General features: G+C 43.5%; 22 protein-coding genes. 14 read left to right on the plus strand and 8 right to left on the minus strand.

The genetic code is table 11. The features are described from left to right. Positions 1-17 precede the first annotated feature (17 nt). The 4 genes from MKY14_RS04045 to MKY14_RS04060 are packed head-to-tail and all read left to right on the plus strand — an operon-like array spanning position 18 to position 3,639. Entirely contained in the window at positions 18-1,025 is a 1,008-nt protein-coding gene (locus MKY14_RS04045) for a FecCD family ABC transporter permease (protein ID WP_445669861.1), read from the plus strand. A 25-nt stretch (positions 1,026-1,050) separates the two neighbouring features. Continuing rightward, complete coding sequence (locus MKY14_RS04050) at positions 1,051-2,055, plus strand: FecCD family ABC transporter permease (protein WP_340977019.1); 1,005 nt, start codon at positions 1,051-1,053, stop codon at positions 2,053-2,055. Positions 2,056-2,074: 19 nt separating this feature from the next. After that, positions 2,075-2,875 carry an alpha/beta hydrolase gene (locus tag MKY14_RS04055; protein WP_248548138.1) on the plus strand — a complete coding sequence of 267 codons (801 nt, stop codon included), beginning with the start codon at positions 2,075-2,077 and terminating at the stop codon, positions 2,873-2,875. Positions 2,876-2,886: 11 nt separating this feature from the next. After that, on the plus strand, positions 2,887-3,639 hold the full coding sequence (locus MKY14_RS04060) for an alpha/beta hydrolase (protein WP_081393943.1): 753 nt from the start codon (positions 2,887-2,889) through the stop codon (positions 3,637-3,639). 63 nt (positions 3,640-3,702) lie between these two features. Here MKY14_RS04060 and MKY14_RS04065 read toward each other — a convergent pair whose 3' ends face one another. Together MKY14_RS04065 and MKY14_RS04070 are read right to left on the minus strand one after the other, a co-directional pair. Further along, positions 3,703-4,239 carry an SRPBCC domain-containing protein gene (locus tag MKY14_RS04065; protein WP_076183573.1) on the minus strand — a complete coding sequence of 179 codons (537 nt, stop codon included), beginning with the start codon at positions 4,237-4,239 and terminating at the stop codon, positions 3,703-3,705. A 52-nt stretch (positions 4,240-4,291) separates the two neighbouring features. Beyond that, positions 4,292-4,624, minus strand: coding sequence for an ArsR/SmtB family transcription factor (locus tag MKY14_RS04070; RefSeq protein ID WP_076183577.1), 333 nt, complete (start codon positions 4,622-4,624; stop codon positions 4,292-4,294). Positions 4,625-4,969: 345 nt separating this feature from the next. Between MKY14_RS04070 and MKY14_RS04075 the strand changes: the two genes are divergently transcribed. The 7 genes from MKY14_RS04075 (at position 4,970) to mnhG (ending at position 11,554) form a co-directional block, all read left to right on the plus strand. Beyond that, a complete protein-coding gene (locus MKY14_RS04075) occupies positions 4,970-5,608 on the plus strand; it encodes a universal stress protein (protein ID WP_232061321.1) in 639 nt (212 codons plus the stop codon). A gap of 127 nt (positions 5,609-5,735) precedes the next feature. Then, positions 5,736-8,600 carry a Na+/H+ antiporter subunit A gene (locus MKY14_RS04080; protein WP_076126230.1) on the plus strand — a complete coding sequence of 955 codons (2,865 nt, stop codon included), beginning with the start codon at positions 5,736-5,738 and terminating at the stop codon, positions 8,598-8,600. After that, positions 8,600-8,935, plus strand: a complete 336-nt coding sequence (locus MKY14_RS04085) for a Na(+)/H(+) antiporter subunit C (RefSeq protein ID WP_036686402.1) — start codon at positions 8,600-8,602, stop codon at positions 8,933-8,935. The genes MKY14_RS04080 and MKY14_RS04085 overlap by 1 nt, the downstream gene beginning before the upstream one ends. After that, positions 8,932-10,410: a Na+/H+ antiporter subunit D gene (locus MKY14_RS04090; RefSeq protein ID WP_076189930.1), complete on the plus strand. Its 1,479-nt coding sequence runs from the start codon at positions 8,932-8,934 to the stop codon at positions 10,408-10,410. The genes MKY14_RS04085 and MKY14_RS04090 overlap by 4 nt, the downstream gene beginning before the upstream one ends. Positions 10,411-10,414: 4 nt before the next feature. Next, positions 10,415-10,888, plus strand: a complete 474-nt coding sequence (locus MKY14_RS04095) for a Na+/H+ antiporter subunit E (RefSeq protein WP_076126047.1) — start codon at positions 10,415-10,417, stop codon at positions 10,886-10,888. Further along, entirely contained in the window at positions 10,888-11,181 is a 294-nt protein-coding gene (locus MKY14_RS04100; RefSeq protein ID WP_036686407.1) for a Na(+)/H(+) antiporter subunit F1, read from the plus strand. Before MKY14_RS04095 ends, MKY14_RS04100 begins: the two co-directional genes overlap by 1 nt. Continuing rightward, positions 11,156-11,554, plus strand: coding sequence for a monovalent cation/H(+) antiporter subunit G (gene mnhG / locus MKY14_RS04105; protein ID WP_076126049.1), 399 nt, complete (start codon positions 11,156-11,158; stop codon positions 11,552-11,554). The genes MKY14_RS04100 and mnhG overlap by 26 nt, the downstream gene beginning before the upstream one ends. Positions 11,555-11,687: 133 nt before the next feature. Here mnhG and MKY14_RS04110 read toward each other — a convergent pair whose 3' ends face one another. From MKY14_RS04110 to MKY14_RS04130, 5 genes are all read right to left on the minus strand, one after another. After that, a complete protein-coding gene (locus MKY14_RS04110; protein ID WP_076126051.1) occupies positions 11,688-12,065 on the minus strand; it encodes a PilZ domain-containing protein in 378 nt (125 codons plus the stop codon). 80 nt (positions 12,066-12,145) lie between these two features. Next, on the minus strand, positions 12,146-12,958 hold the full coding sequence (locus MKY14_RS04115; RefSeq protein WP_076189931.1) for a hypothetical protein: 813 nt from the start codon (positions 12,956-12,958) through the stop codon (positions 12,146-12,148). 60 nt (positions 12,959-13,018) lie between these two features. Beyond that, a complete protein-coding gene (locus tag MKY14_RS04120) occupies positions 13,019-14,392 on the minus strand; it encodes a sensor histidine kinase (protein WP_340975847.1) in 1,374 nt (457 codons plus the stop codon). Between the two features lies 1 nt (position 14,393). Continuing rightward, on the minus strand, positions 14,394-15,053 hold the full coding sequence (locus tag MKY14_RS04125) for a response regulator transcription factor (RefSeq protein WP_076135640.1): 660 nt from the start codon (positions 15,051-15,053) through the stop codon (positions 14,394-14,396). 214 nt (positions 15,054-15,267) lie between these two features. Then, a complete protein-coding gene (locus tag MKY14_RS04130; protein ID WP_248548143.1) occupies positions 15,268-16,758 on the minus strand; it encodes a 4-hydroxyphenylacetate 3-hydroxylase family protein in 1,491 nt (496 codons plus the stop codon). Between the two features lie 204 nt (positions 16,759-16,962). Between MKY14_RS04130 and MKY14_RS04135 the strand changes: the two genes are divergently transcribed. The 3 genes from MKY14_RS04135 to MKY14_RS04145 are packed head-to-tail and all read left to right on the plus strand — an operon-like array spanning position 16,963 to position 19,565. After that, on the plus strand, positions 16,963-17,340 hold the full coding sequence (locus MKY14_RS04135) for a BlaI/MecI/CopY family transcriptional regulator (RefSeq protein ID WP_076126059.1): 378 nt from the start codon (positions 16,963-16,965) through the stop codon (positions 17,338-17,340). Then, a complete protein-coding gene (locus tag MKY14_RS04140; protein ID WP_254847649.1) occupies positions 17,324-17,524 on the plus strand; it encodes a hypothetical protein in 201 nt (66 codons plus the stop codon). Before MKY14_RS04135 ends, MKY14_RS04140 begins: the two co-directional genes overlap by 17 nt. Further along, positions 17,427-19,565, plus strand: coding sequence for a M56 family metallopeptidase (locus MKY14_RS04145; RefSeq protein ID WP_340977021.1), 2,139 nt, complete (start codon positions 17,427-17,429; stop codon positions 19,563-19,565). The genes MKY14_RS04140 and MKY14_RS04145 overlap by 98 nt, the downstream gene beginning before the upstream one ends. Before the next feature lie 165 nt (positions 19,566-19,730). On the opposite strand, the gene MKY14_RS04150 is transcribed toward MKY14_RS04145, so the two are convergent. Further along, a complete protein-coding gene (locus MKY14_RS04150) occupies positions 19,731-21,794 on the minus strand; it encodes a methyl-accepting chemotaxis protein (protein ID WP_076280766.1) in 2,064 nt (687 codons plus the stop codon). Positions 21,795-21,869 lie beyond the last annotated feature (75 nt).

Consider the following 21,869-nt stretch of genomic DNA (forward strand, 5'->3'; position numbering starts at 1 on the left):
AAGGTGCGATGAATAAGATGAATACAAAAAATTGGAAAGTTATATTGATCCTATCAACTTCTCCATTATTCATCGTATTAGCAATGGTTGTATCCGTCTTATATGGTGTTAAAGATATTGGAATATTGACAATATGGCAGGCGATTACACACTTCGATGCTAATAATGTGGACCACAACATTATTATGACATCTAGATTTCCGCGTGTAATCGCCGCTTTATTAGTTGGAGCGGCTCTGGCTGTTTCAGGGGCGTTAATGCAGGGGGTTACACGTAACTATCTTGCATCACCATCGATTATGGGAGTAAATGACGGATCGGCATTTGTTATTACGTTGGCTATGGTGTTTTATCCGGGATTATCGAATGTTCAGATGATTATTTTATCTATGGTGGGTTCAGCCATCGGAGCAGGTTTGGTTTTCGGATTTGGTTCATTGGTTAAAAACGGTTTATCACCAGTCAGGTTAGCTATTATTGGGACTGTAATTGGTACTTTTTTAAGTAGTATCGCCTCAGCAGTAGCGATGTTTTTTCAAGTCTCACAAAATGTTAGCGTTTGGTATAGCTCGAAAATACATACCGTTAATCCAGATATGCTAATATTATCAGTTCCTTTTATAATCGTTGGACTGCTCTTGGCGGTTAGTATTTCTAAGTCAGTAATGGTTGCTTCCCTGGGGGATGAAACCGCGATTAGTTTGGGTCAACGAACAAAATGGGTGAAAATTGTCAGTATTATATCTGTTATATGTCTGACCGGGACAGCAGTAGCTTTAGTCGGCAAGATAGCCTTTGTGGGTCTAATCATTCCTCATATTACACGTTTTATCGTAGGTATAGACTATCGCTTTATCATTCCTTGCTCAGCGGTGATTGGAGCTGTTTTTTTAGCGTTTTGCGATGTCTTAAGCCGTTATATTAACTTTCCGTTTGAGACGCCAATTGGTGTTGTAACAGCCTTTATTGGCATCCCTTTGTTCCTTTATTTAATTCGGGTTAAAGGGGGAGAGCAGCGTGGATAGAAGTAAAGTACAGTTTAGCCGCTATATGCTTACACTATTAGTTTTTATCCTGTTAACCCTTGTGGCCGGGTATTTTCATCTTACGAATGGCGTGTTTGATATGTCTGTAATGGATGTGATAAAAACACTGCTGCGAATAGATCCTAATGCTAAATTTGACCTGGTTATTTTTCAGTTTCGGTTACCACGGATCATTATTGCCTCATTAGTAGGAATAGGTCTGGGGATGGCGGGAACTGTCATTCAAGGGACTACCCGTAACGGGCTGGCTGATCCAGGTATCCTTGGGATTAATGCAGGCGCAGGAGCTGCCATCGTTGCGTTTATGTTTTTCTTTCAGATGTCGGGAGTTACTTTTTTTAAAGAAAGCTGGTTCTCGATACTAGCCATGCCGCTGTTTGGTTTTGTAGGTGGGCTTGCCGCAGTTGTCATTATCTTTATTTTTTCATGGCGGAATGGTGCACTCGATATGCAACGCTTGATTTTGACAGGGATCGCGATTAGCAGTGGTTTTGGTGCATTGTCGTTGTATATCTCTCTGAAAATGAATGCAAGTGATTATGAGATGGCTGCGGTTTGGAGTGTCGGAAGTATTTACAGCGCGAACTGGACTTATATCATTATGATCGCACCTTGGGTGCTTATTTTAGGATTTATAATGTATCGAAAAAGCTATTTACTCAATTATTTTCAATTGGAGGATTCCAGTACAAAGAGCTTAGGGATCTCTGTAGAAAAAGAAAAGCTGATCTTTCTGTTATGCAGTGTGGGGATCGTAAGTGTTTGTGTATCTGTATCCGGTTCTATAAGTTTTATAGGCTTGATGGCTCCTCATATCGCCAGAAGATTAGTAGGGATTAATCACCGCTATATTATGTTGTCCAGTGCAGTGGTCGGGATGTTTTTGCTGGTGATCTCTGATTATTTTGCCAAAACAATATTTCAGCCGGCAGAGTTACCCGTAGGTATAGTCGTTTCGATTATTGGAATTCCTTATTTCTTATATTTATTAGCAAAGTCAAGAGTGTAGGGGAGAGTGTACAGAAAAAATGACAACACAAGTAGAGCTCGAACACACAGAATCATGGAAACTTGAATCTCAGTATATGGGTTACACGTACGATATAAAGGTTTCTCTTCCCAGAGAAGCAGCACCAGAAAAGGGCTTCCCCGTGTATTACATGCTCGATGGTAATTCATATTTTCAATTGGGTCGGGATGTTGTGAAATTGCAGTCAAGAAATGCCCCGAAAACTTTTATTGCACCAGCAATTGTGATTGGCATTGGACATTATGGTTCAGATGAAGAGGTCTCTAAAAGAAGATTTTATGATTTCACACCTCCAGCGAAGCATTATGTATATCCGGACCGATTGAAAAATGCTGACATAGGTCCACATGGTGGGGCTGAGAATTTTTTGGCTTTTTTAGAATTAGAGTTAATGCCAGCAATCAACAAGAAATATAATGTGGATCAGTATAAACAAGCCTTGTTTGGTCACTCTCTCAGCGGTCTATTTGTCCTCTGGACGTTATTCACTCGTACGAAGCTATTCCAGTATTATTTGGCCTCTAGTCCATCCATTTGGTGGAATGATCATGAAATCCTGACGTATGCGGAGCAGTTCTATAGCAAGGGTCAAGAGTTGACGGCCGATAAACAAAAGTTATTGATTACCGTAGGGAGTGAAGAGTCGTTTATGGTCGATGACGCAGCAATATTATTTTCAAAATTGAATGAGTATGCTTTGCCTAATTTAGAGGTTAAGCACTATGTCGCACCCAATGAAAATCACGCTTCTGTAGTACCAACGATTATGAGTAGAGCGTTTCGAGTACTGAACTGTTAAGGAGTGGGGATATGACCCAAATGAGGGCAGGCGAGCTTGTGCTTTTTGAACATATGGATCGTCAGATTACCGTGTATTTACCGAAAGAATACCATTTATTCCCGGAGCGGTTATTCCCAGCGGTTTTCTTACAGGATGGAGATTTTTTGTTCAAAGAGGCGATTACAGCTATAGAGAAAGATATGGAAGAGGGAGTAACAGAACCGGTTATTTTTATAGGGATTGATTCTCAGTTGCGGAATGATGAATATACACCTTGGGAAATGCCTGCTCTTTTTAAGGATTGGTCCTTTGGGGGCAAGGGCGATGATTATTTGAATTATGTCTATCAGGATCTTGTACCCTATATCAAAAGCTCCTATCGCATCTCCAACGAGCCGGAGAAATTGGCTTTGGGTGGTGTTTCACTAGGTGGATTAATAAGTCTGTACGCGATGTACAAGACTGAAGCTACTGTTGGGAATTTTATATTGATATCTGCGTCTGTATGGTTTAAAGATTTCATTCATTTCATGGAGACATCAAGACTAGATAGGGAATGCAGAATTTATATGTATGTTGGTGAGCAGGAAGGGATCCACAAGACAAATGCCCAGAAGGACATGGTGCCTAACAGCAAACGTGCTTATGATATTTTAAAAGAGAAGATTGTTGGAGCGGATCAGCGAGTGAAGTTTGAGACGGATCCGCTGGGCACGCATAATGACACGTTTTTCCTGCAATATTTTCCGAATAGTATCAGGTTCTTATTTCCTGCAAAATAAACATAATAGGACGAGCAGGAGAGAGTATCCTTGCGTCGTCCTATTTATCGTGTGATAGCTGCTCTAGTTATTCTTCTGTAAATTCTCAAGATGGGCATCCAAATTGTCGAAGGTTTGGGAAATCCCCTCTAACATCCCCATATCAATCACTTGTTGCAAGGCTTCCGGAGAAGTGTATTTACCGGTATTCACCAGCTTCGTTTGACCCTCCAGGTCGATAAAATCTAGCTGGACAAGCGTTTCAGGCAAATCTTTTGAAATATTACCCTCTGCATCTGAGAATCCATCTGTATAAATGACTTGTTCTGGGACTGTAATTTCCTTATACAACGCCTTGCCCCAAGACTCCATACCGTAGAAATCCCCTTGATTCTTATCCACGCACTTCATGCAATAATGCCAAGTACCCCCTGGACGGAAATCGACATTACATACGGGAAGCGTCCAACCTTTTGGACCCCACCAGTGCTTCAAATGCTCAGCCTCAGAAAAAGCCTTGAATACTAGCTCACGTGGAGCTTGGAATACGCGCTCTAATACTAATGTGTTGCCATCAACAACTTTGGATACCACTTGGTTGGACGGGTTAGAATTTGTCATGGGATAGATCCTCCTCAAAATTTGTTTGCTTCCTGCCAATTTCGGCCTGAGGCTATGATTTTTTATTGTTTTCATTGCTCTGTAGCTTTTGTAAATAATCATCCAGTCGATCGTATCGTTCTTCCCATATATGGCGGTAGGAGTCTAACCAATCGTCTATTTCCTTAAATGGATCAGGACGGAGCTTGCAAATGCGCTTGTTAGCAACAGCTTGAACTTCAATTAATCCCGCTTCACTAAGGACGCGCAAATGCTTGGACGCTTGAGGCTGCCGTAGCTGAAGACTTTCTGCAATCTCCCCAACAGTTAGAGGATTCTCGCGTAATAGTTCAACGATCTGCATGCGGTGGGGCTCAGCTAAGGCACTCATAACGTTAGTATTCATAAACAAGGATCACTTCGATTCATTAAATTCATTCGTATCTCTATTATGACATACTGTGGTTGAGCGGCTCTATAGCGCCTCCTTTTTGGTATTTCCTGTTAGTGATGATAACATACCACGGAGGGAATATTCCTGTAAAGGAATATATAATAACCATTGTATGACAAATGCTAAATAAGGGCATGATACAAGCATTAAAAAGAAATATGTTCCATGATAACCAACAAACTTTACAAAAAACATAGGAATAGATATAATTAAGTATAACTTATCGGGTTTTAGAATTACGCAAGGGGCCTAACGCCAGTGGGCTCCTTTTGTATTTCTTGGCCATGTTACAGGAGGGTGAAGGTCATACACAATGAAAAGATTATGGTTTGTGTTCATTATGGTCCGCATGGGGAGCGTTTAATCCGGCGTGGTGTCCAACTATCTGAAATTATAGGGGCGCCATTGTTTGTATTAAATGTCGATAGTTCGGATATTGATGAATATAATCAGAGCAAAGAAATGTATATGACGGTCTGGAAACGTCTTGCCGATGAAGCTGGCGCAGAGTTTATCATTCGGAAACGTGAAGGCCGAAAAACAACAGACATTATTGTAGAAGTTGCTGAAGAGAATGAGGTTACACAGATCGTCATTGGACAATCTGCTCAAACTCGGTGGCAGGAGCTTACCAAACGTAATTTCATCAATGAACTCATTGGTAAAATGAAAATGATGGATCTGCATGTCGTGGCTGTGCAGCGGATGCGTGCCGGGCTGGAAGAAACCCATGAGGAAGGCGTTATCGCTTACCTGGTCAAAAACGGGGCTGAGTATCAGCTCAGTGATGAACCTCAGGGAGAGTATTCGCTTAAGGGAAAGTTCTTTCACGAACTACACACAGAATTTGAGAACGGTTTATTCAGAATTGAGCAAGAAGATGGAAAGGCTAGATATCTGCATATTTGTGATGGCACATTGACCGATTCTTTATAATCGGGCTTGCCCTTATCAACATTGGGGCCTTGTATATAAGGCCCTACCAATCATATGATCTTTGGCTTTTGGTAAAAAAGTAAGTACTAAAGTTCACAACTTGATAAGCTCAAGTGGAAAAGGAGGACTGCCTTTGCTGCATGTAATCATACTTGTTCCGTTTCTAATGGCCTTAGTAATCGCACTTTTGTCCAAGAGAGCACCCAACCTTCATAGAGGATGGCTTGTTTTCCCTGGTTCACTCGTTTTGTTTGTTTATTTCTTAACCCGGATTCCCGTTATTAAAGGTGGGGATTTGGGATATGAAACCATTTCATGGATTCCTTCACTAGGAATTGATTTGGTTTTCCATCTGGATGGATTAAGTTTGTTGTTTGCTTTGCTAATCACTGGGATGGGTAGTCTTGTAATTATCTATTCAATTTATTATCTGGACCGGCGAAAAGAAGCGTTAACCCCTTTTTATATTTATCTAATGTTGTTTATGGGGGCGATGCTTGGCGTTGTGCTCTCGGATAACTTGATGGTGTTATATGGCTTTTGGGAATTAACAAGTGTTTCGTCATTTCTGTTAATTGCCTTTTGGCATCGGCGGCAAAAATCGCGGTATGGTGCGCTCAAATCTATGTTGATTACCGTATTTGGTGGTTTAGCGATGTTTGCCGGCTTTTTAATGCTTTATGTAATGACAGGCACCTTTAGTATCCGGGAAATTTGGAGTGAGGTTGGCGATATTAGCGGGCATGCTTTATTTATTCCGGCGATGCTACTAATTCTCTTAGGCGCCTTCACCAAATCAGCTCAGTTCCCGTTTCATATCTGGCTGCCGGATGCCATGGAGGCACCGACACCCGTCAGCGCCTATCTGCACTCGGCAACGATGGTTAAAGCTGGATTGTATCTTGTCGCCCGTTTCAGCCCTGTTTTTGCGGGGCAATATGAGTGGTTCTGGGTTGTGTCAGGCGTCGGTTTGATCACCTTGATTTATGGCTCCATCCAGGCGATGAAGCAGACGGACCTGAAGGCTCTATTAGCCTATTCAACGATTAGTCAACTTGGACTGATTATGGGATTGCTGGGAATGGGATCGGCAGCGGCATTTTATGTAGGGGAAGATTCAGTCTTTTACACTGCTGCAACAACAGCGGCTATCTTTCACCTTATTAACCATGCCATCTTTAAAGGCTCTTTGTTTATGATGGTCGGTATAGTTGACCATGAGACGGGTACCCGCGACCTGCGAAAGCTGGGCGGACTGATTTCCATTATGCCGGTTACCTTTACGGTAGCGATGATCGGCAGTTTCTCGATGGCTGGTTTGCCGCCATTTTCCGGGTTTTTAAGTAAAGAGATGTTTTTTACGGCTGTTCTGAATATCCGAAACCTGGATATATTGTCTATTCCCTCGTTGTTTACGCTCTTCCCGGTTTTGGCCTGGATTGCCAGCGTGTTTACTTTTGCATACAGTATGATTTTGGTTTTCCACACCTTTTTCGGAAAATATCAGCCTGAGAAGCTGGACAAAAAACCGCATGAAGCCCCATTTGGACTTCTGCTTGCCCCGTGCCTGCTAGCAGTGCTGTCTATATTTATCGGTTTTTTCCCGAATATATTATCCAAAACACTTATTATCCCTGCAATGAATGCTATTCACCCTATCTTGCAGACCGGAGAACCCTTTGTTGTGAATATTCATTTCTGGCACGGCTTTACACCAGAAATATGGATGACACTTGGTGTTGTGATTCTTGGTATTATTGTATACCGAATCTATGGCCGCTGGAGTCTGGTCGATAAAGAATGGGGCAGTGGCTACACTTTAAATCAAGTCTATGACGGAGTAATCCGGCTGGTCGAGAAATCGTCTAGGGCGTTGACTGGCACCTATATGACAGGTTCCATGCGCCATTACTTGATGTATATCTTCGCTTTCCTGATCGTAGCCATTGGTGGAGCCGTGTGGTATACCGATGGAATAACGCTTGGGACAACTGAATATGCTCCGTTTTCTTTGTTTGAAGTTATTGTTGTTATGGTTATGCTTGTGGGCGCTTTGGCTATCCCCTTTGTTCGTTCCAGAATCACAGCCATTTTGTTAACAGGAATGGTTGGTTATATGGTTACTTTACTCTTTGTTCTGTTCCGGGCACCTGATCTGGCGCTTACCCAGATGATTGTCGAAGTAGTATCCGTTACATTGTTCCTGCTATGTTTTCGGCATTTGCCTAAGCTGGAGAAAGAGCCGCTCAAACTTCGGTCCCGCTTGCCTAAGCTAATTATTTCCATCGGGATGGGAATAACTATGACATTGGTTGCACTTGCTGCTTTAGGCAGTAGTCCGTTCGAATCCATCTCGAAATATTATGTGGAGAATAGCTATACCTTGGGTGGCGGTAAAAATATTGTTAATGTTCTGCTCGTTGATTTCCGCGGCTTTGATACCATGTTTGAAATTACAGTGCTTGGCCTTGCCTCACTTGCTATTTATTCCATGATCAAACTGCAGCTGGATACGGATGGAACTATTGCCCCACTGAAGCGGGCTGTGAAGGATAATAAACCACGTTCTTCTGTAAGTGATGATGTGTTACTACAAGCGGTAGCTAAAGTAGCCTTCGTTATGATATTAATATTTTCGCTTTATCTGTTTTTCGCCGGACATAATAATCCGGGAGGCGGATTTATTGGAGCATTGATGGCATCAGCCGCATTGGTACTGCTCGCCATTACTTTTGGGATTGATATGGTTGAGAAGGTATTGCCTATCGACTATCGTAAGTTAATCGCGGTTGGGGTATCTGTAGCTTTTCTTACAGGAATAGGTTCGTTTTTATTCGATGTACCTTTTCTGAGCCAAGCGTTTGGCTATTTCCAACTGCCACTTATGGGCAAAACAGAACTGACCACAGCAATGTTCTTTGATCTCGGTGTTTTCTTAGCTGTTATTGGTGTCACTATGAATATCATATTTACGATCGGGAGGGATAGCTAATGGAGCTTATTATTGCCCTGGCGATCGGTGTACTGTTTTCCGTAGGTGTTTATCTAGTTCTTTCCAAAAGCTTGCTGCGCATCCTTCTGGGAACCACTTTAATAACGCACGGCGTTCATTTGTTGTTACTGACAATGTCTGGCCTCAAGACAGGTGCTGCACCATTGCTGGGTGAGGAAGCGGAAGCTTATGTCGATCCTTTGCCGCAGGCGCTCATTTTGACCTCTATTGTAATTAGCTTTGGAGTAACAGCATTTTTTATTGTTTTGGCATACCGGACTTACCGCTCGACGGGTACCGATGATGTGGAAGGAACCAAGGAGGAGAGACGATGAACAACTTGTTAGTGCTGCCTCTGCTGATTCCGGCCATTACGGCAGTTATACTCATTTTTTTGAAAGAACGAGTACGTCTGCAACGAATCATAAGTGCCGTCAGTGTGTTTGTAAATATCTTTGTTGCAGGATTCATTGTGTATCAGGTAAATACAAACGGTATCCAGACCTTATATATGGGGGGATGGCGTCCACCTTATGGCATTGTGTTTGTTGCCGATATGTTTTCGGCATTGCTCGTTTTGACTGCGGCCATTGTTGGCGCGGCTTGTCTGTTTTTTTCCTTCGCTAGCATTGGGGAAGACAGGGAACGGTTTTATTACTATCCGTTTTTCCATTTTTTATTAACCGGGGTATTTGGCTCTTTCCTCACCGGGGACCTGTTTAACTTGTTTGTCTGCTTTGAGGTGCTGTTAGTTGCCTCTTACGCTTTGATCGTACTTGGTGGGTCCAAGGGTCAACTGCGAGAGACATTAAAGTATGTATTAATTAATGTGATTTCCTCTTCCTTGTTTGTGGCGACGATTGCTTATTTATATGCCGCGACAGGAACACTGAATATGGCGCATCTATCTATGCGTGTAGCAGAGGCGGGACAAGGCGGTGTAATGAACGTCATTGCGGTCCTGCTGCTAATTGTATTTTCGATTAAGGCAGGTTTACTGCTCTTTTTCTGGCTTCCCGATTCTTATAGTGCACCACCATTGGCTGTTAGAGCCCTGTTTGGGGCTTTGCTAACCAAGGTCGGATTGTATGCAATTACTCGTACCTTTACTTTGATTTTTATTCAAGAACCGGGACTCACCCATACATTGATTGCCTGGATGGCGGGGGCGACGATGATACTTGGGGCAATCGGGGCATTGGCATACAACGATTTGGGCCGAATATTTAATTATAATATCATCATCAGTGTAGGATTTATTGCTTTTGGGATCTCTGTCGCGACTCAGGATTCGTTAAATGGTGTAGTGTTTTATTTAATGCATGACATGGTTGCCAAAGCATTATTATTCTTTCTGGGTGGGATGATTATCTCAGCTTCAGGCACTGACCGCTTAAAAGAAATGGGTGGTTTAATCCGACGTTATCCGTGGACCGGCTGGATGTTTTTTGTACTAACTTTGGCATTGGTTGGTGTTCCGCCCCTTAGTGGTTTCGCTGGAAAAGTGATGATGGTGCGGAGTGGATTTGGCGAGAATCACGTGGCTCTGGCGCTGATTGCACTTGCATCCAGCTTCGTAGTGTTATATTCCTTGATCAAGGTATTCCAGCAAGTGTTCTGGGGTGGCGAGAAAAGGGAAGAACAAGTCAAACCGCTTCATTATAAAGCTATGATGGCACCGGCAGCTGTTCTGTTCGCAATTGTAATTCTGATGGGTGTGGGTGCGGAGACGGTAAACGGACTTGTCAGCCAAGCCGGAGCTGTACTGGCTGATCCAGCACTATACATTAACGCTGTCATGAAGGAGTGATACTATGGCTTTTCAACTATTATTGAATTTCATGATAGCATTCCTGTGGATGTTCCTGCACAATGACTGGACTGGGCCACGTTTCGTCATTGGTTTCTTGATCGGTATCCTCATTCTGCTCGGAATGCGACGTTTTTGGCCCAGATTATATCTAGGAAAAGTGTGGGCAATTATTAAGCTAATCCTGTTGCTGCTGCGGGAACTGGTCGTTTCAAGTTATGTAGTAGTAAAAGCTGTTCTGAGACCGGAGCTTAATATACGTCCAGCAATCTTGAAATATACTACAGAGCTGAAATCGGATTGGGAAGTGGCTACTTTGATCACATTGCTCTGCCTTACTCCCGGATCTGTGGTACTTGAAGTATCGGATGATAACCGGACTTTGTATATTCATGCCATGGATGTTGAGGATCCCGCACAGTTCAGAGCGAATATCCGTGACACCTTTGAGCGTGCGATATTGGAGGTGACCCGTTAATGATCCATTTTATTCTTATGCTCTCGCTTACGATTATGGCGCTGGCGATTGGTGTATGTGCCTGGCGGTTGTTGAAGGGACCTTCTTTGCCCGACCGGGTAGCGGCACTGGATACGATTGGAATTAATCTGTTAGCCATGGTAGCCGTTCTTTCTGTTTTACTCCGAACGCAGGCTTTTATCGAAATTATTTTGTTAATAGGCATTCTTTCCTTTATCGGCACGACGGCATTTGCCAGATACATCGAAAGGGGAGTGGTGCTTGAACATGGAAATGATCAAGACAGTCGGTGAATTGCTGTTTGCCTTATTAATACTGATGGGGGCATTGCTTAGTGCTGTAAGTGCTTATGGTCTGATTCGGCTGCCTGATGTTTATCTGAGATCACATGCTGCTGCCAAAAGTGCCACCCTTGGTGTTTTATGTGTTCTGAGCGGGGCCTTTCTATATTTTGCATTTTTTCTAGATCATATAAGTGCTAAGCTGCTACTGGGGATTGTCTTTGTATTTATGACCTCACCTTTATCTGCGCATTTGACGGGCAGAGCTGCTTATCGCTCAGGGGTTCCCTTATGGAATCGCAGAATTCAAGATGATTTAAGAGAGGTACTGGAGAAAGAAAAAGCTGTAGCAGCATCCCCTGAACGGGATGTGCCTCAAGAATAAAATCCATGAAATGGTGATCTGCGATTTCGGATTACAACAATAAGTTTGGATCGCAATAGCTAAAAAGCAACAACCCTGCATGAAAACGCGGGGTTGTTGCTTTTTTAGATTAAAACTACTCTTTTTTGTTATCTTAACGAACTAATATTTTGCCTTCTCCAGCAAGGATGCGAAGTACCCTTGGGAGTCGATCACCATCATTCTCAGGGATGTCCAATTGAATGCCGTAGTGGAAACTGCCTTGTTGTTCTTTGTTCCATTTCAATATTCCTTCTATGTACATAGATTCATCCGTAAGATTCATTTCCATGCCAATGCGTACTAGGTTATTTTCTGGGTTGATATTGAGGGGTAACGATAAGTGGCAACCCGATCGACTGATGTCGAACAATACAGCCCTTACAGGCTTGGAAGGAACCTGAATTCCGTTAATAGTAAGAATATGAAGATCAAATGTTACAGGTTCTTTAAGGGTATATCGAAAAGGTTCGGTTCTGCGATTAGTGTTCATATGCTCCTCCATACTTTTCCATGTAATATAAATTATCGACATAAAAGTAGGATTAGTGAAGAGCTGATTCAATTTTTGATTTATTTCACTACTTGAGCAGTCTCGTAGGTAAGGCAGCGCAGACTTTGATCAGGATAACGCATTTCTGCCGTGTAGCTGCTGCCATCTTCCAGCATCATCTGAACAGCGACCATGCCGCGTTTATCATTGGTGTCAGTGTTGATCAGTGTTGCTGTAGCAATTTTCCGGCTTTCTTTTTGTTTATCTGTAAGGATAGTTATGGCCGCATTGATCCAACGGGCATCTTTATAGATAGTGCTGGCAGCAGAAGCGCTAATTGGTGTTCTTTTCAGAGCAATATTAATCGCGGTCGTGTTCACTACCATACCGTTTATGGGATCAATTAGTACATCATATTCCCAGAATTCCTTACCTTGCCCTTCTAGGGTCTTGGCGTTATATGGACTGAAATGTACAGCCCATGTCCACGGCAGCGAGGTTCGGGTATCACTCAGAATAACCCGCATCTGCAGCTTGGCAATATCCACATCGAATAATTTGCGTACGCTTGTAGCAGCAAGAATAACGGCATCAGTCTGACTCAAATTCCCTGCAGCAGGCGGTGTGACAGTGGTCCGTTTGGATTCAGAAGTCTCATGACCAGCCATGTCTATGAAATTGTTAATGGGTTGTATTTCTTTAGGACTCATCTGCGGTTGTAGATCGTCATTCACTGTGGAGGACACCGGCGTTGGTGCTTCCAACTTCATCCCTTGGGTTTTGGTGCTGGTTAAAGCTAAATGGGTGGTGTTTTGAATGACTGCACTGACGATTAGCAGACTCCCCGAGAACAGGAGTACAGCTAAAGTAGTGGGGAATTTTTTGTTATTCACTTGAATAACCTCCATTTGCTTCGGATGATGCTGAATCTTCCTAACCTTAAACTATAGATGTTATAGAGTAGGTGAACAGATGTTATGGAGTTGTAAAAAGATGCGGATACTTGTTCCTTGACCTAAAGTAGAATTGAGTGAAATTCTAGTTTGATGCGCATCTGCGATTTGCTTGCATAAAGATAAACCAAGACCCGCACCCCCGTATTCGCGTGTGCGCGATTTTTCACCTCGATAAAAGGGTTCAAATACACGCGCGCTCTGTTCCGGTGTCATCCCAAATCCTGAATCACATACTTCCAATATGGCTTCATTTTGCAATACATAGGCAAGCAAGCGGATGGTGCTCCCTTGCGGAGATGCATGAATGGAATTTTCGACAAGGTTAACCAAGAAGGAAGTTAGCAGATCATGATCACCCCAAACCGCAGGGATGGAATAAACCATTTCTAGTTTGATGCCTGCTTCGTCCAATTTAAGCTGCTCAATCTGTTTAACCGATTTGAACAAATCTGATATGTCTACTTGTTTCAGAGTCAGAGGATGATGCCGTAGGACGGACAAATCCAGCAGTTTGAAGGCTAAATTCTTCAGGCGTAAGGTTTCACTAAGGATATATTGACCAGCCATCTGCTGTTCTTCCTGGCCTATATTTGCGGAAGTCAGAAATTCAGCAAATCCCTGCATACTGGTTAAAGGTGTGCGCAGTTCGTGGGCGAGGTTATCGACCATTCTCTGCTTTTCATCGGCCATATTAGACAGTTCGATCACGTGCTGCTCCACTGCGTTTGCCATTCGGTTAAAGTTCAGGGCTAACTCACCAAATTCATCTTTACTGCGCAACTGCACGCGCTCGGTATATTTGCCTTCAGCGATCGTTTTTGTAGTCTTTGAAAGCTGTTTAAGTGGTTTGGTCAACTGCCGGATCAGCAAGTAGAGTAATAGGAGCAGAATTGGACCGATAATCCAGTTAATCATTACAAAAAAACGGTTCAGCTCATGCTGCTTAGCATACAGGTCACTGATATCACGTTGATAAACGATCGACAAAGCTTGATAGGGAGCAGGGAGTTCAGTAGAGAGTTGAATAGAATGTGACTCCGGTGTTGAGACTGATGGGACTCCGACATTCGGATAAACCAGCTGGTCATTCTCCCAGAGCTGTAGTCCGATTCCCTGCTTATGATAAAATTCACCATAGGATTGAGCCACACTTGAGATTAAAGTAGAGGTAAGTGTGGCCCCACGGGTCTGAATCGATTCAAGATTTTCATAAATGTTGTTTGCAATTAATAGCTGTTCGCTTGAAGCACGCTGCATTTCGCTGTCCATGTTCAGCTGCCAGCTTTTTTTCATAATCATGATTACACTCACATCTAGGGCGACGATGAAGAAAGCGAGGACTGACAGCAGAATTTTATGCCAGAATCTCATACTAGACCTGAACTTCCAAGCGGTAACCAAGCTTAAATACGGTTTTAATTCGTTCTTCCCAGCCTAGTTTTTTGCGCAGCTGTCTGATGTGAACATCTACGGTACGGGTATCTCCTTCAAAATCATAGCCCCAGGCTAATTCCAGCAACTTTTCCCTTGATAAAGCAATATTTCTGTTGCGGATAAGGACCTCAAGCAGCTCAAATTCCCTAGCGGTTAAATCTACGGGTATCTGATCCACCATCACAAGCCTCTCAAGATAACGTACCTCAACGTTTTCACAGAGAAAATTGGAAATGCCTTTTTCGCTCCTACGTAACACTACATTGATTCTTGCCAACAATTCAAGGATTTCAAAAGGTTTAATAATATAATCATCGGCGCCCAGTTCAAAGCCTTTGATGCGATCAGCCAGTGAATCTTTTGCGGTGATCAGAATCACCGGAATTTGTAAGTGAGCAATCCGCTGCATGATCTCAAAACCGTCCAGTTCGGGCAGCATTATATCGAGCAGAATTAAATCGGCCTTTTCACGTTCCAGCAGTTCAATAACCTCCAGCCCGCGATAAGCCTTGCTATAGGTATGTCCGACTAATTTTAGATTCATAGTAATTAAGTCACTGATTGCACGTTCATCTTCTACGACTATGATATGGCCCATAGTTCATTGTTCCCTCCTAAGCTAGCAAATCACTTCCTAATGCTAATAAACTATAAACAACTTATTACAGAATTGTCCAGTGCAGGTATGAAAAAGCATCTAGTTCTTCCTAATTTGGTTTGTTGATAAAGCTCAAAAAGGACTGAAAAAGAGAGCGGAAGCAGTCTCTTAATCAATCCTGAAAAACATCATTATAAACCTTCGGAACTCTTGATTAATTGGAAATTCCATCTGTTGTTGACTTAGACAAGTGGGCATCAGGGGCAATAAATTCGTGAACGATTTGACGAAAATACTCGTGATTATCATAGCTGTTGTACATACGCCAGGCCACTGTTTGGGAGTTGCCGAAAAATAACCGCTCAAACTGGGTTTGACGACCTCCGAATGCACCCGCTCCTAGTTCCCAAGCCAGCCGGAATAAGGCATTTCGATACCACGCATCCGAGACATTTCCCTTCAAATACTCATAAAGATACGAACCAGCGCTTGATGTAAAGTCGGCTTCAGAGGGGATCATGATGAGCCCGCTTGAACTGAGGTTTTGAACCATTTCAACCATCTCTGGATAAAACTCTGAAAAGTGAATGGTTGAAGCCAACAGTGGACCTTTATCTGGAACGAGATATCCAAATTTGTCGAGCGAAGCCCCTATTTCCGCTGCAAGTCTTAAGGCTTTGAAAGTTTCTAAATAGGCTAATATTCTGGAAATAGGCAAAATCGTGTAGGCCTCAAGGACAGCATTTTGTTCTTCCGCCAAAGACTCTAGCATACCAAGAAAAAACTCGGTCTTTGCAATATAGCGGGTGATAATTTGGTGGGCCATATGCGTATGAAAGTTACTCTCGCCGAATAATCGGGAACAGTACCTCTCATCGCCATAATAAAATATACGATCATGAGGGATCAGTACGCGGTCAAAGATAACAAGGGTATCCATTTCTTCATATCTTGAACTTAACGGATGGTCGTAGGTGGATGAGGCAGCGTAGCTTTCACGGCAAAAAAAAGTCATCCCAGGCAGATCATTAGGCACCGCAAAGGCAAACGCAAAGGGATTATCATCATCCACAAGTGAGGGTGAGGGAGTTGGGAATACAAGCATTTCATCGCATGTAGCTCCCTGTGTTGCCATCATAAAAGCACCGGTAACAAACATCCCTTGATCATTGATTTCTACGACTTTTGCAGCGATAGAATCCTCTGTAGCATCAATCTGGCCGGATATTTTGCTGGCTTGAGGCTGGATGAAAGCATGGGATAAGGTAATATCATGATCTCGACAGTAGGCATAGTATTTTCTGAGGTTCTCAGCATATTTCGGATTATGATCCTCTAGGATATCAGCAGCTGTGAACAGAGACATGATGGCCGTATTCATATAATCGGGGGAACGTCCTAAAAATCCGTGATGTCTGTTGGACCAGAGTTCAATCATTTTTCTCCGGCGTTCTAAATCTTCAGCATTTTTGGGTGGAAGAAAAGATAAACCAACCGGATCTCCAGTATCAGGTGAAGGATAGGTCATCTGCGCCAAATAACGTTCATCACACTGCATGTTATACATTTCGGCTTGTGTTTGTATGAGACCTTGAAAGGCAGGGTGTTTGGATAAAGGACCTTCAACACGTGTTCCTTTGTACCAGATATTGATCTTTTGCCGGTCGATTCGTTCGATGTATTGATTACCTGTTTTTATAGGCATAGGTTCCACCTCTTTTGAAGTCATCTTTGACTAATAAAGCCGTATTATTGCTATTAATGTACGTAATCATGAATCTCCGTGTACATTGTCCATAAACCGTGGTGAGCTGGGAGTTTAGGGTTGACATAAACGATGCTGACTTGTATATTTTGGATATTGGATTACAAGTGTAGTCATACAGAGGAGAGAAAGGTGGATAGAATGATGTCTACGGAAACTCCAAAGATCTCGGATGCCGAGTGGGAAGTGATGAAGGTGCTGTGGGCAAGTGCCCCACGCACTGCAGGTGAGATTGTTGAAGCACTAGAAGGCAGCAGGGACTGGAACCCAAAGACGGTACGGACGTTGATTAAGCGTCTGACAGAGAAACGGGCTATTGGTTATAACCAGACAGGTAGGGTGTATTCCTATTATCCGCTGGTGCGGGAAGAGGAATGTGTCCAATCGGAGACAAGATCCTTTCTGAAGCGGATCTACGGTGGAACTCTGCGCCCGATGTTGGTCAATTTTTTGCAGGATGAAAAGTTGTCCCGGGAAGATATTGAAGAACTGAAGAGAATTTTGGATGAACGAAAGGACTGAGCCGCTTGCTGGAAGCTGCATACAATCTGTTCGTCAAGGTATTGTCGCTGTCTGCCATGGCGAGCGTGCTGGCTCTGCTGATCTTATTGACCCGCTTCCTGTTCAAGGATCGTCTGAAACCTACCTGGACGTATCTTCTGTGGATACCATTGATCGTGAGGCTGGTTATACCTTGGGCACCTGAAAGCACATTTAGTATTTTTAATCTGTTGCCGCTGGAGAAAGAAACGGCGCAGAGTTCCTTTATTTCGTCAGCGCAATCGGAAGTTGGCTTTACTTATGTCCCAGAGTTGACCGGAGGGGAAAAGGAACCGCCGTCAGTTACTGGAATTGCAAAAAGTGGACCTTTGCCGGGAGAATCGACATCGGATGTTATGGTACAAGTCAATCCGCAAACCGGTTCAGGATGGCAGCCGATACATGTACTGGTTTTGATGTGGTTTGGCGGAGCGGCGGTGGTGCTGGGCATGTCGGTTCGAGCGCAACTGCGATTTACCGCACGGGTTCGACAGGAAACGGAGATTCATTCCTCAGAAGTCCAACGGTTGTTCGAATCCTGTAAGCAGGAAATGCAGGTGCGTCGCCCAGTCAAGCTGATCGGGACGAAGCAGATTGCCGTACCGACACTACTTGGCGTTATGCGGCCCAAGTTGCTGCTGCCCATCTCTACTTTACACACTCTGGAGACGAACGGACTCCGTCATATATTCCTTCATGAGCTGGCGCATGTGAAGCGCCATGACATTTTGCTAAATCTGCTGACAGGTCTGCTGCTGGCCATGCATTGGTTTAATCCTCTGTTGTGGTATGCCGTACGCCAAATGAAAGAGGATCAAGAGGTTGCCTGTGATGCTCTGGCCTTGAAGCATCTTGAACCGGCTTGCCACAGAAGTTATGCCTTGACACTTCTCAAATTGTTAGAAACCTTACCCGATCCGATCCGGTTGGCAGGTACAGCTGGCATTTCAAGCAGTAAAAAGGAAATGGAAAGAAGGATTATTATGATCACCAGGCACAAAAAATTTACGGCAAAAAGCTCAATGCTGGGCCTCGCTGTAATTATGATCTTAAGTGGCTGTACCCTTACAGGAGCAAAGCTGAATTCTGCATCAGCTCCGGCAATGAGCGCTCCTGCTACTTTTCAGGCAGAAGTGCAGGATAAAAATACCACGGCTTCCGGGGTTAAAGGCACTCTTTTGGCGGAAAAAAACGGAATCACGGTATTTGCTAATCCCACTGGGGAGAATACACTTTTGCATAAAGTCACGGTAGATGTGCGTGGTGAAGTAAGCCGTACGTTCTTGTGGAATGCAGGAGAAGATAAAACTCGGCCTCCATTGATTGAAGAAGCAGATGTGAACGGAGATGGAACGAAAGAAATTTTCATACGCATTACGACCGGCACGGGTACTGGACTTTCTATGAGTGAGATTCATGTGCTTCAGCCTGCTAGCTTGGAAGAGCTTGTGGTCGAAGATCCGATCGAAACGTTGAATCAGAAGCTGAAATCATCCATTACACATCGAAATAACCACACTTATGTATCTGCTGAACTGGACGGAAAGCATTTGACCAAAGTGTATGATTACACGGAGGGAGCTTGGGGAGAGAAGGTCGGATTTGGCTCTATAGTTTCATACGAACTGATAGATGACCAAATTGTAGCCCATATGTCCGGTGCGGCGTCTATGTCTGAGTTTCCGCTCGAAGTTATTGCCGTTTACGGGAAGAATCTGACCATTGAGAGCGCACAGATGTACTATGGATCGTTTATATCTCCACCACTCAGTGAACAGGATATCAAGTCCATGATGGAAAAACAGCTTCCGGCAAGTGGTTGGACCTTTAGCAAAGACGGAGATCAGTATAGGGTGGATATAGATCCACTGAATGGCGTAGGGGAAGGCAATAGCTATAAAATAAATCCGCTTACCGGAACGGTTCATGACGTAACTTCTGGCAGTCCACTGAGAAGTCTTGTAAACCGAGAAGCGATAGATCTGTGGAACATCTCTAACGGTACAGAATACCAGAAGGAACTGTATAAGTTACTCCAACCTATCTTTGATACAGAGGGTTTCAAGCCAACAGATACGGACTGGATTTCAGGCTTTATCGGGGATGGTTATTTGTTCAGTGATGTTAGGCAAGGAAGCAGGGAATTCACGATTAAAGTAGATGTCTTTACTGGTCAGTGGGAGGAAATTCCTGACCCGTATCAATAGTTAAGTTTCAAGGTCTGTACCGTATTATTGAAGAGACCATTACTAGCGAATTGAAACTAAAAGCAGCCAGTACGCGCCGATAGATTATCGGCATGCACTGGCTGCTTAATTTTTTTTGAAGGGAGGACAGTCTTACGACTGTGTAAATTACGGATGACTAAAGGACTATTCGACCTGGAACTGGTTTAATTCGTCCTGAAGCTTTTTGGACAACTGATTGAGCTGCAGGGACAGTTCGGCAACCTGTTCAATGCTGTCCAATTGTTCTTGCGTACTTGCGCTAACTTCTTCCGTTGAAGCGGAATTCTCTTCTGTAGTTGAAGAAATGATTTCGAGTGCCTGTAGGATTTCATCTTTGTGTTTATGGACTTTGGAGGTGTTGCTGCTGATTTGAATCATACGTAATCTTAAAGCCTCCAAATCGCTGTTGATGCTAAAGAATACCTGTTTCGTAGCCTGCACGGATTTTGCATTTTCTTCGGCAATTTCAAGTCCTTGGGCTGTGTATTCCACAGATGCTCTAGTTTTCTCTTCGATTTCATGAACCTTTCTGCCAATCTCCTGTGTAGCCTGTGCAGTCTGCTCCGCCAACTTGCGAACCTCTCCGGCAACAACGGCAAATCCGCGTCCCTGTTCTCCCGCACGTGCTGCTTCTATGGAAGCATTTAGTGCCAGCAGATTGGTTTGCGTAGCGATTTGATGTACCGTGTCCACGATGCTCGAAATTTCATGACGGCTTTGATCAATATCATGGATGGCAGACGATATCGAATGAGTGGAGTTATGATTTTCTTCTGCCCATTTTGATAACTGATCTAATACACCCAACCCCAGTTCGCTCTGGTCGGCAGAAGCCTGCACCATCGTCTCTATGGCTATGGCATCATTAGCGATTTCGTCAATTTGACCAGATAATGATCCGGTTTTTTGCAAAATCGTATCCGTTTCGATCGACTGATAGTTGGTTGCATTCGCAATCTCATTAATGGCTGTGGCTGTATCGTTCATCGTTATAGCTGTGCGGGAAGAAATAGATTGCAGATCCTTTGAGGACTGGTTTAATACCTGAGCGGAGGTACCCACTATTTGGAGCATCCCTTGAATTTTCTGGACCATGTTGAATATTCCGTTGGAGATTTGTCCAATTTCGTTGTTGGAATAGGCATCAAATTGAACCGTCAAATCCCCATTTTCCACCCGTTTGATTTTGGTAAGCAGCTTCGGTATGGATCTGAGCAGATAACGGAGTGTGATATACGAAAATAGAACGAGCAGAATCGCCGCTGCAACAAACCCGCCAATCGTAATCCAGGTGAACTTTTTTAATTCGGAAAGCACTTCCCGCTCTGAAATAGTTAAACCTACGGACCAGCCGGTATCTTTACTTGTAGCATAGCCGATGTAACGGCGTTCTCCGTTGTCATTAATCAGATGTACGCCGGATTCACCAGCGATCATTTTCTTGCCGATTCCCCCAAGATCACCTGGCAGCTCATTAATCTTTTCCTTTGTGACCTTAGACTGGTCTGGGTGATACAGAATATCACCTGTTTTGGAGGCGAGAATGGAATAACCTGTGCTGCCTAGCTTATAGCTTTCCATTATCTCAGGGATATTTTTAGACGCTATATCAACCGCGACAAAACCGATTAATGTATTGTTGTCATTTTTTATCGGATAGAAAATACCCATCAGCATATCACCTGTAGTGATGTCAATATAAGGATCGGAGTAGTACAGGCCGTCTGCTTCGACTGCTGGCTTATAATACGGCCGTTCTTTAATGTTAAAAGCAGCATCTGATGTCGTACCATTGTTGAGGATATAAAAACCTTTGCCGGCAGTACTCGCAATCCATGCATCTGCAAAAGTGGGTTCCACCTTTACTATGTCAGCTAGTGTCTTTGCTACTTCAGCGGCATGCGGAGAAGTCTTGGCCATTTCAGGAGCTTCGGTGGTTTCGATGTATTGTTTGAATAAGTTATTCGTTGACATTTGCTTGACCAGTGAACCCTTTTCCTTAAATAGTGCATCAAATTGACTGACAAGTGCCTGTGTTTTGGTCTGAAGCATAGATTCTTGTTGTTTCACAAGTATGCTGCGAGTGCTGGAAAACATAAAGGTTCCCAAGATTGAGAAGACGACAACAATAATAACTAAAAGTACAATGGACAAAGTATTTGCTATGCTTGATGAACCAAACCGCCTTTTTTTTAGTTGTTGTAACATGCTACCATCTCCCCCAAGTTGTCTCTGAGCAAATAGCTCATAAGAACATATCGGAAGATAGTGAGATTTTCGAAA

The organism is Paenibacillus sp. FSL R5-0887, from assembly GCF_038002305.1.
In the GTDB taxonomy this organism is placed as follows: Bacteria; Bacillota; Bacilli; order Paenibacillales; family Paenibacillaceae; genus Paenibacillus_AQ; species Paenibacillus_AQ odorifer.

Coding starts and splice junctions, on each gene's coding strand:
- MKY14_RS04045 (WP_445669861.1), top strand. CDS start 18: ATGAATACAAAAAATTGGAAAGTTATATTGATCCTATCAACTTCTCCA.
- MKY14_RS04050 (WP_340977019.1), top strand. CDS start 1,051: ATGCTTACACTATTAGTTTTTATCCTGTTAACCCTTGTGGCCGGGTAT.
- MKY14_RS04055 (WP_248548138.1), top strand. CDS start 2,075: ATGACAACACAAGTAGAGCTCGAACACACAGAATCATGGAAACTTGAA.
- MKY14_RS04060 (WP_081393943.1), top strand. CDS start 2,887: ATGACCCAAATGAGGGCAGGCGAGCTTGTGCTTTTTGAACATATGGAT.
- MKY14_RS04065 (WP_076183573.1), bottom strand. CDS start 4,239: ATGACAAATTCTAACCCGTCCAACCAAGTGGTATCCAAAGTTGTTGAT.
- MKY14_RS04070 (WP_076183577.1), bottom strand. CDS start 4,624: ATGAATACTAACGTTATGAGTGCCTTAGCTGAGCCCCACCGCATGCAG.
- MKY14_RS04085 (WP_036686402.1), top strand. CDS start 8,600: ATGGAGCTTATTATTGCCCTGGCGATCGGTGTACTGTTTTCCGTAGGT.
- MKY14_RS04090 (WP_076189930.1), top strand. CDS start 8,932: ATGAACAACTTGTTAGTGCTGCCTCTGCTGATTCCGGCCATTACGGCA.
- MKY14_RS04095 (WP_076126047.1), top strand. CDS start 10,415: ATGGCTTTTCAACTATTATTGAATTTCATGATAGCATTCCTGTGGATG.
- MKY14_RS04100 (WP_036686407.1), top strand. CDS start 10,888: ATGATCCATTTTATTCTTATGCTCTCGCTTACGATTATGGCGCTGGCG.
- mnhG (WP_076126049.1), top strand. CDS start 11,156: ATGGAAATGATCAAGACAGTCGGTGAATTGCTGTTTGCCTTATTAATA.
- MKY14_RS04110 (WP_076126051.1), bottom strand. CDS start 12,065: ATGAACACTAATCGCAGAACCGAACCTTTTCGATATACCCTTAAAGAA.
- MKY14_RS04120 (WP_340975847.1), bottom strand. CDS start 14,392: ATGAGATTCTGGCATAAAATTCTGCTGTCAGTCCTCGCTTTCTTCATC.
- MKY14_RS04125 (WP_076135640.1), bottom strand. CDS start 15,053: ATGGGCCATATCATAGTCGTAGAAGATGAACGTGCAATCAGTGACTTA.
- MKY14_RS04130 (WP_248548143.1), bottom strand. CDS start 16,758: ATGCCTATAAAAACAGGTAATCAATACATCGAACGAATCGACCGGCAA.
- MKY14_RS04135 (WP_076126059.1), top strand. CDS start 16,963: ATGTCTACGGAAACTCCAAAGATCTCGGATGCCGAGTGGGAAGTGATG.
- MKY14_RS04140 (WP_254847649.1), top strand. CDS start 17,324: ATGAACGAAAGGACTGAGCCGCTTGCTGGAAGCTGCATACAATCTGTT.
- MKY14_RS04150 (WP_076280766.1), bottom strand. CDS start 21,794: ATGTTACAACAACTAAAAAAAAGGCGGTTTGGTTCATCAAGCATAGCA.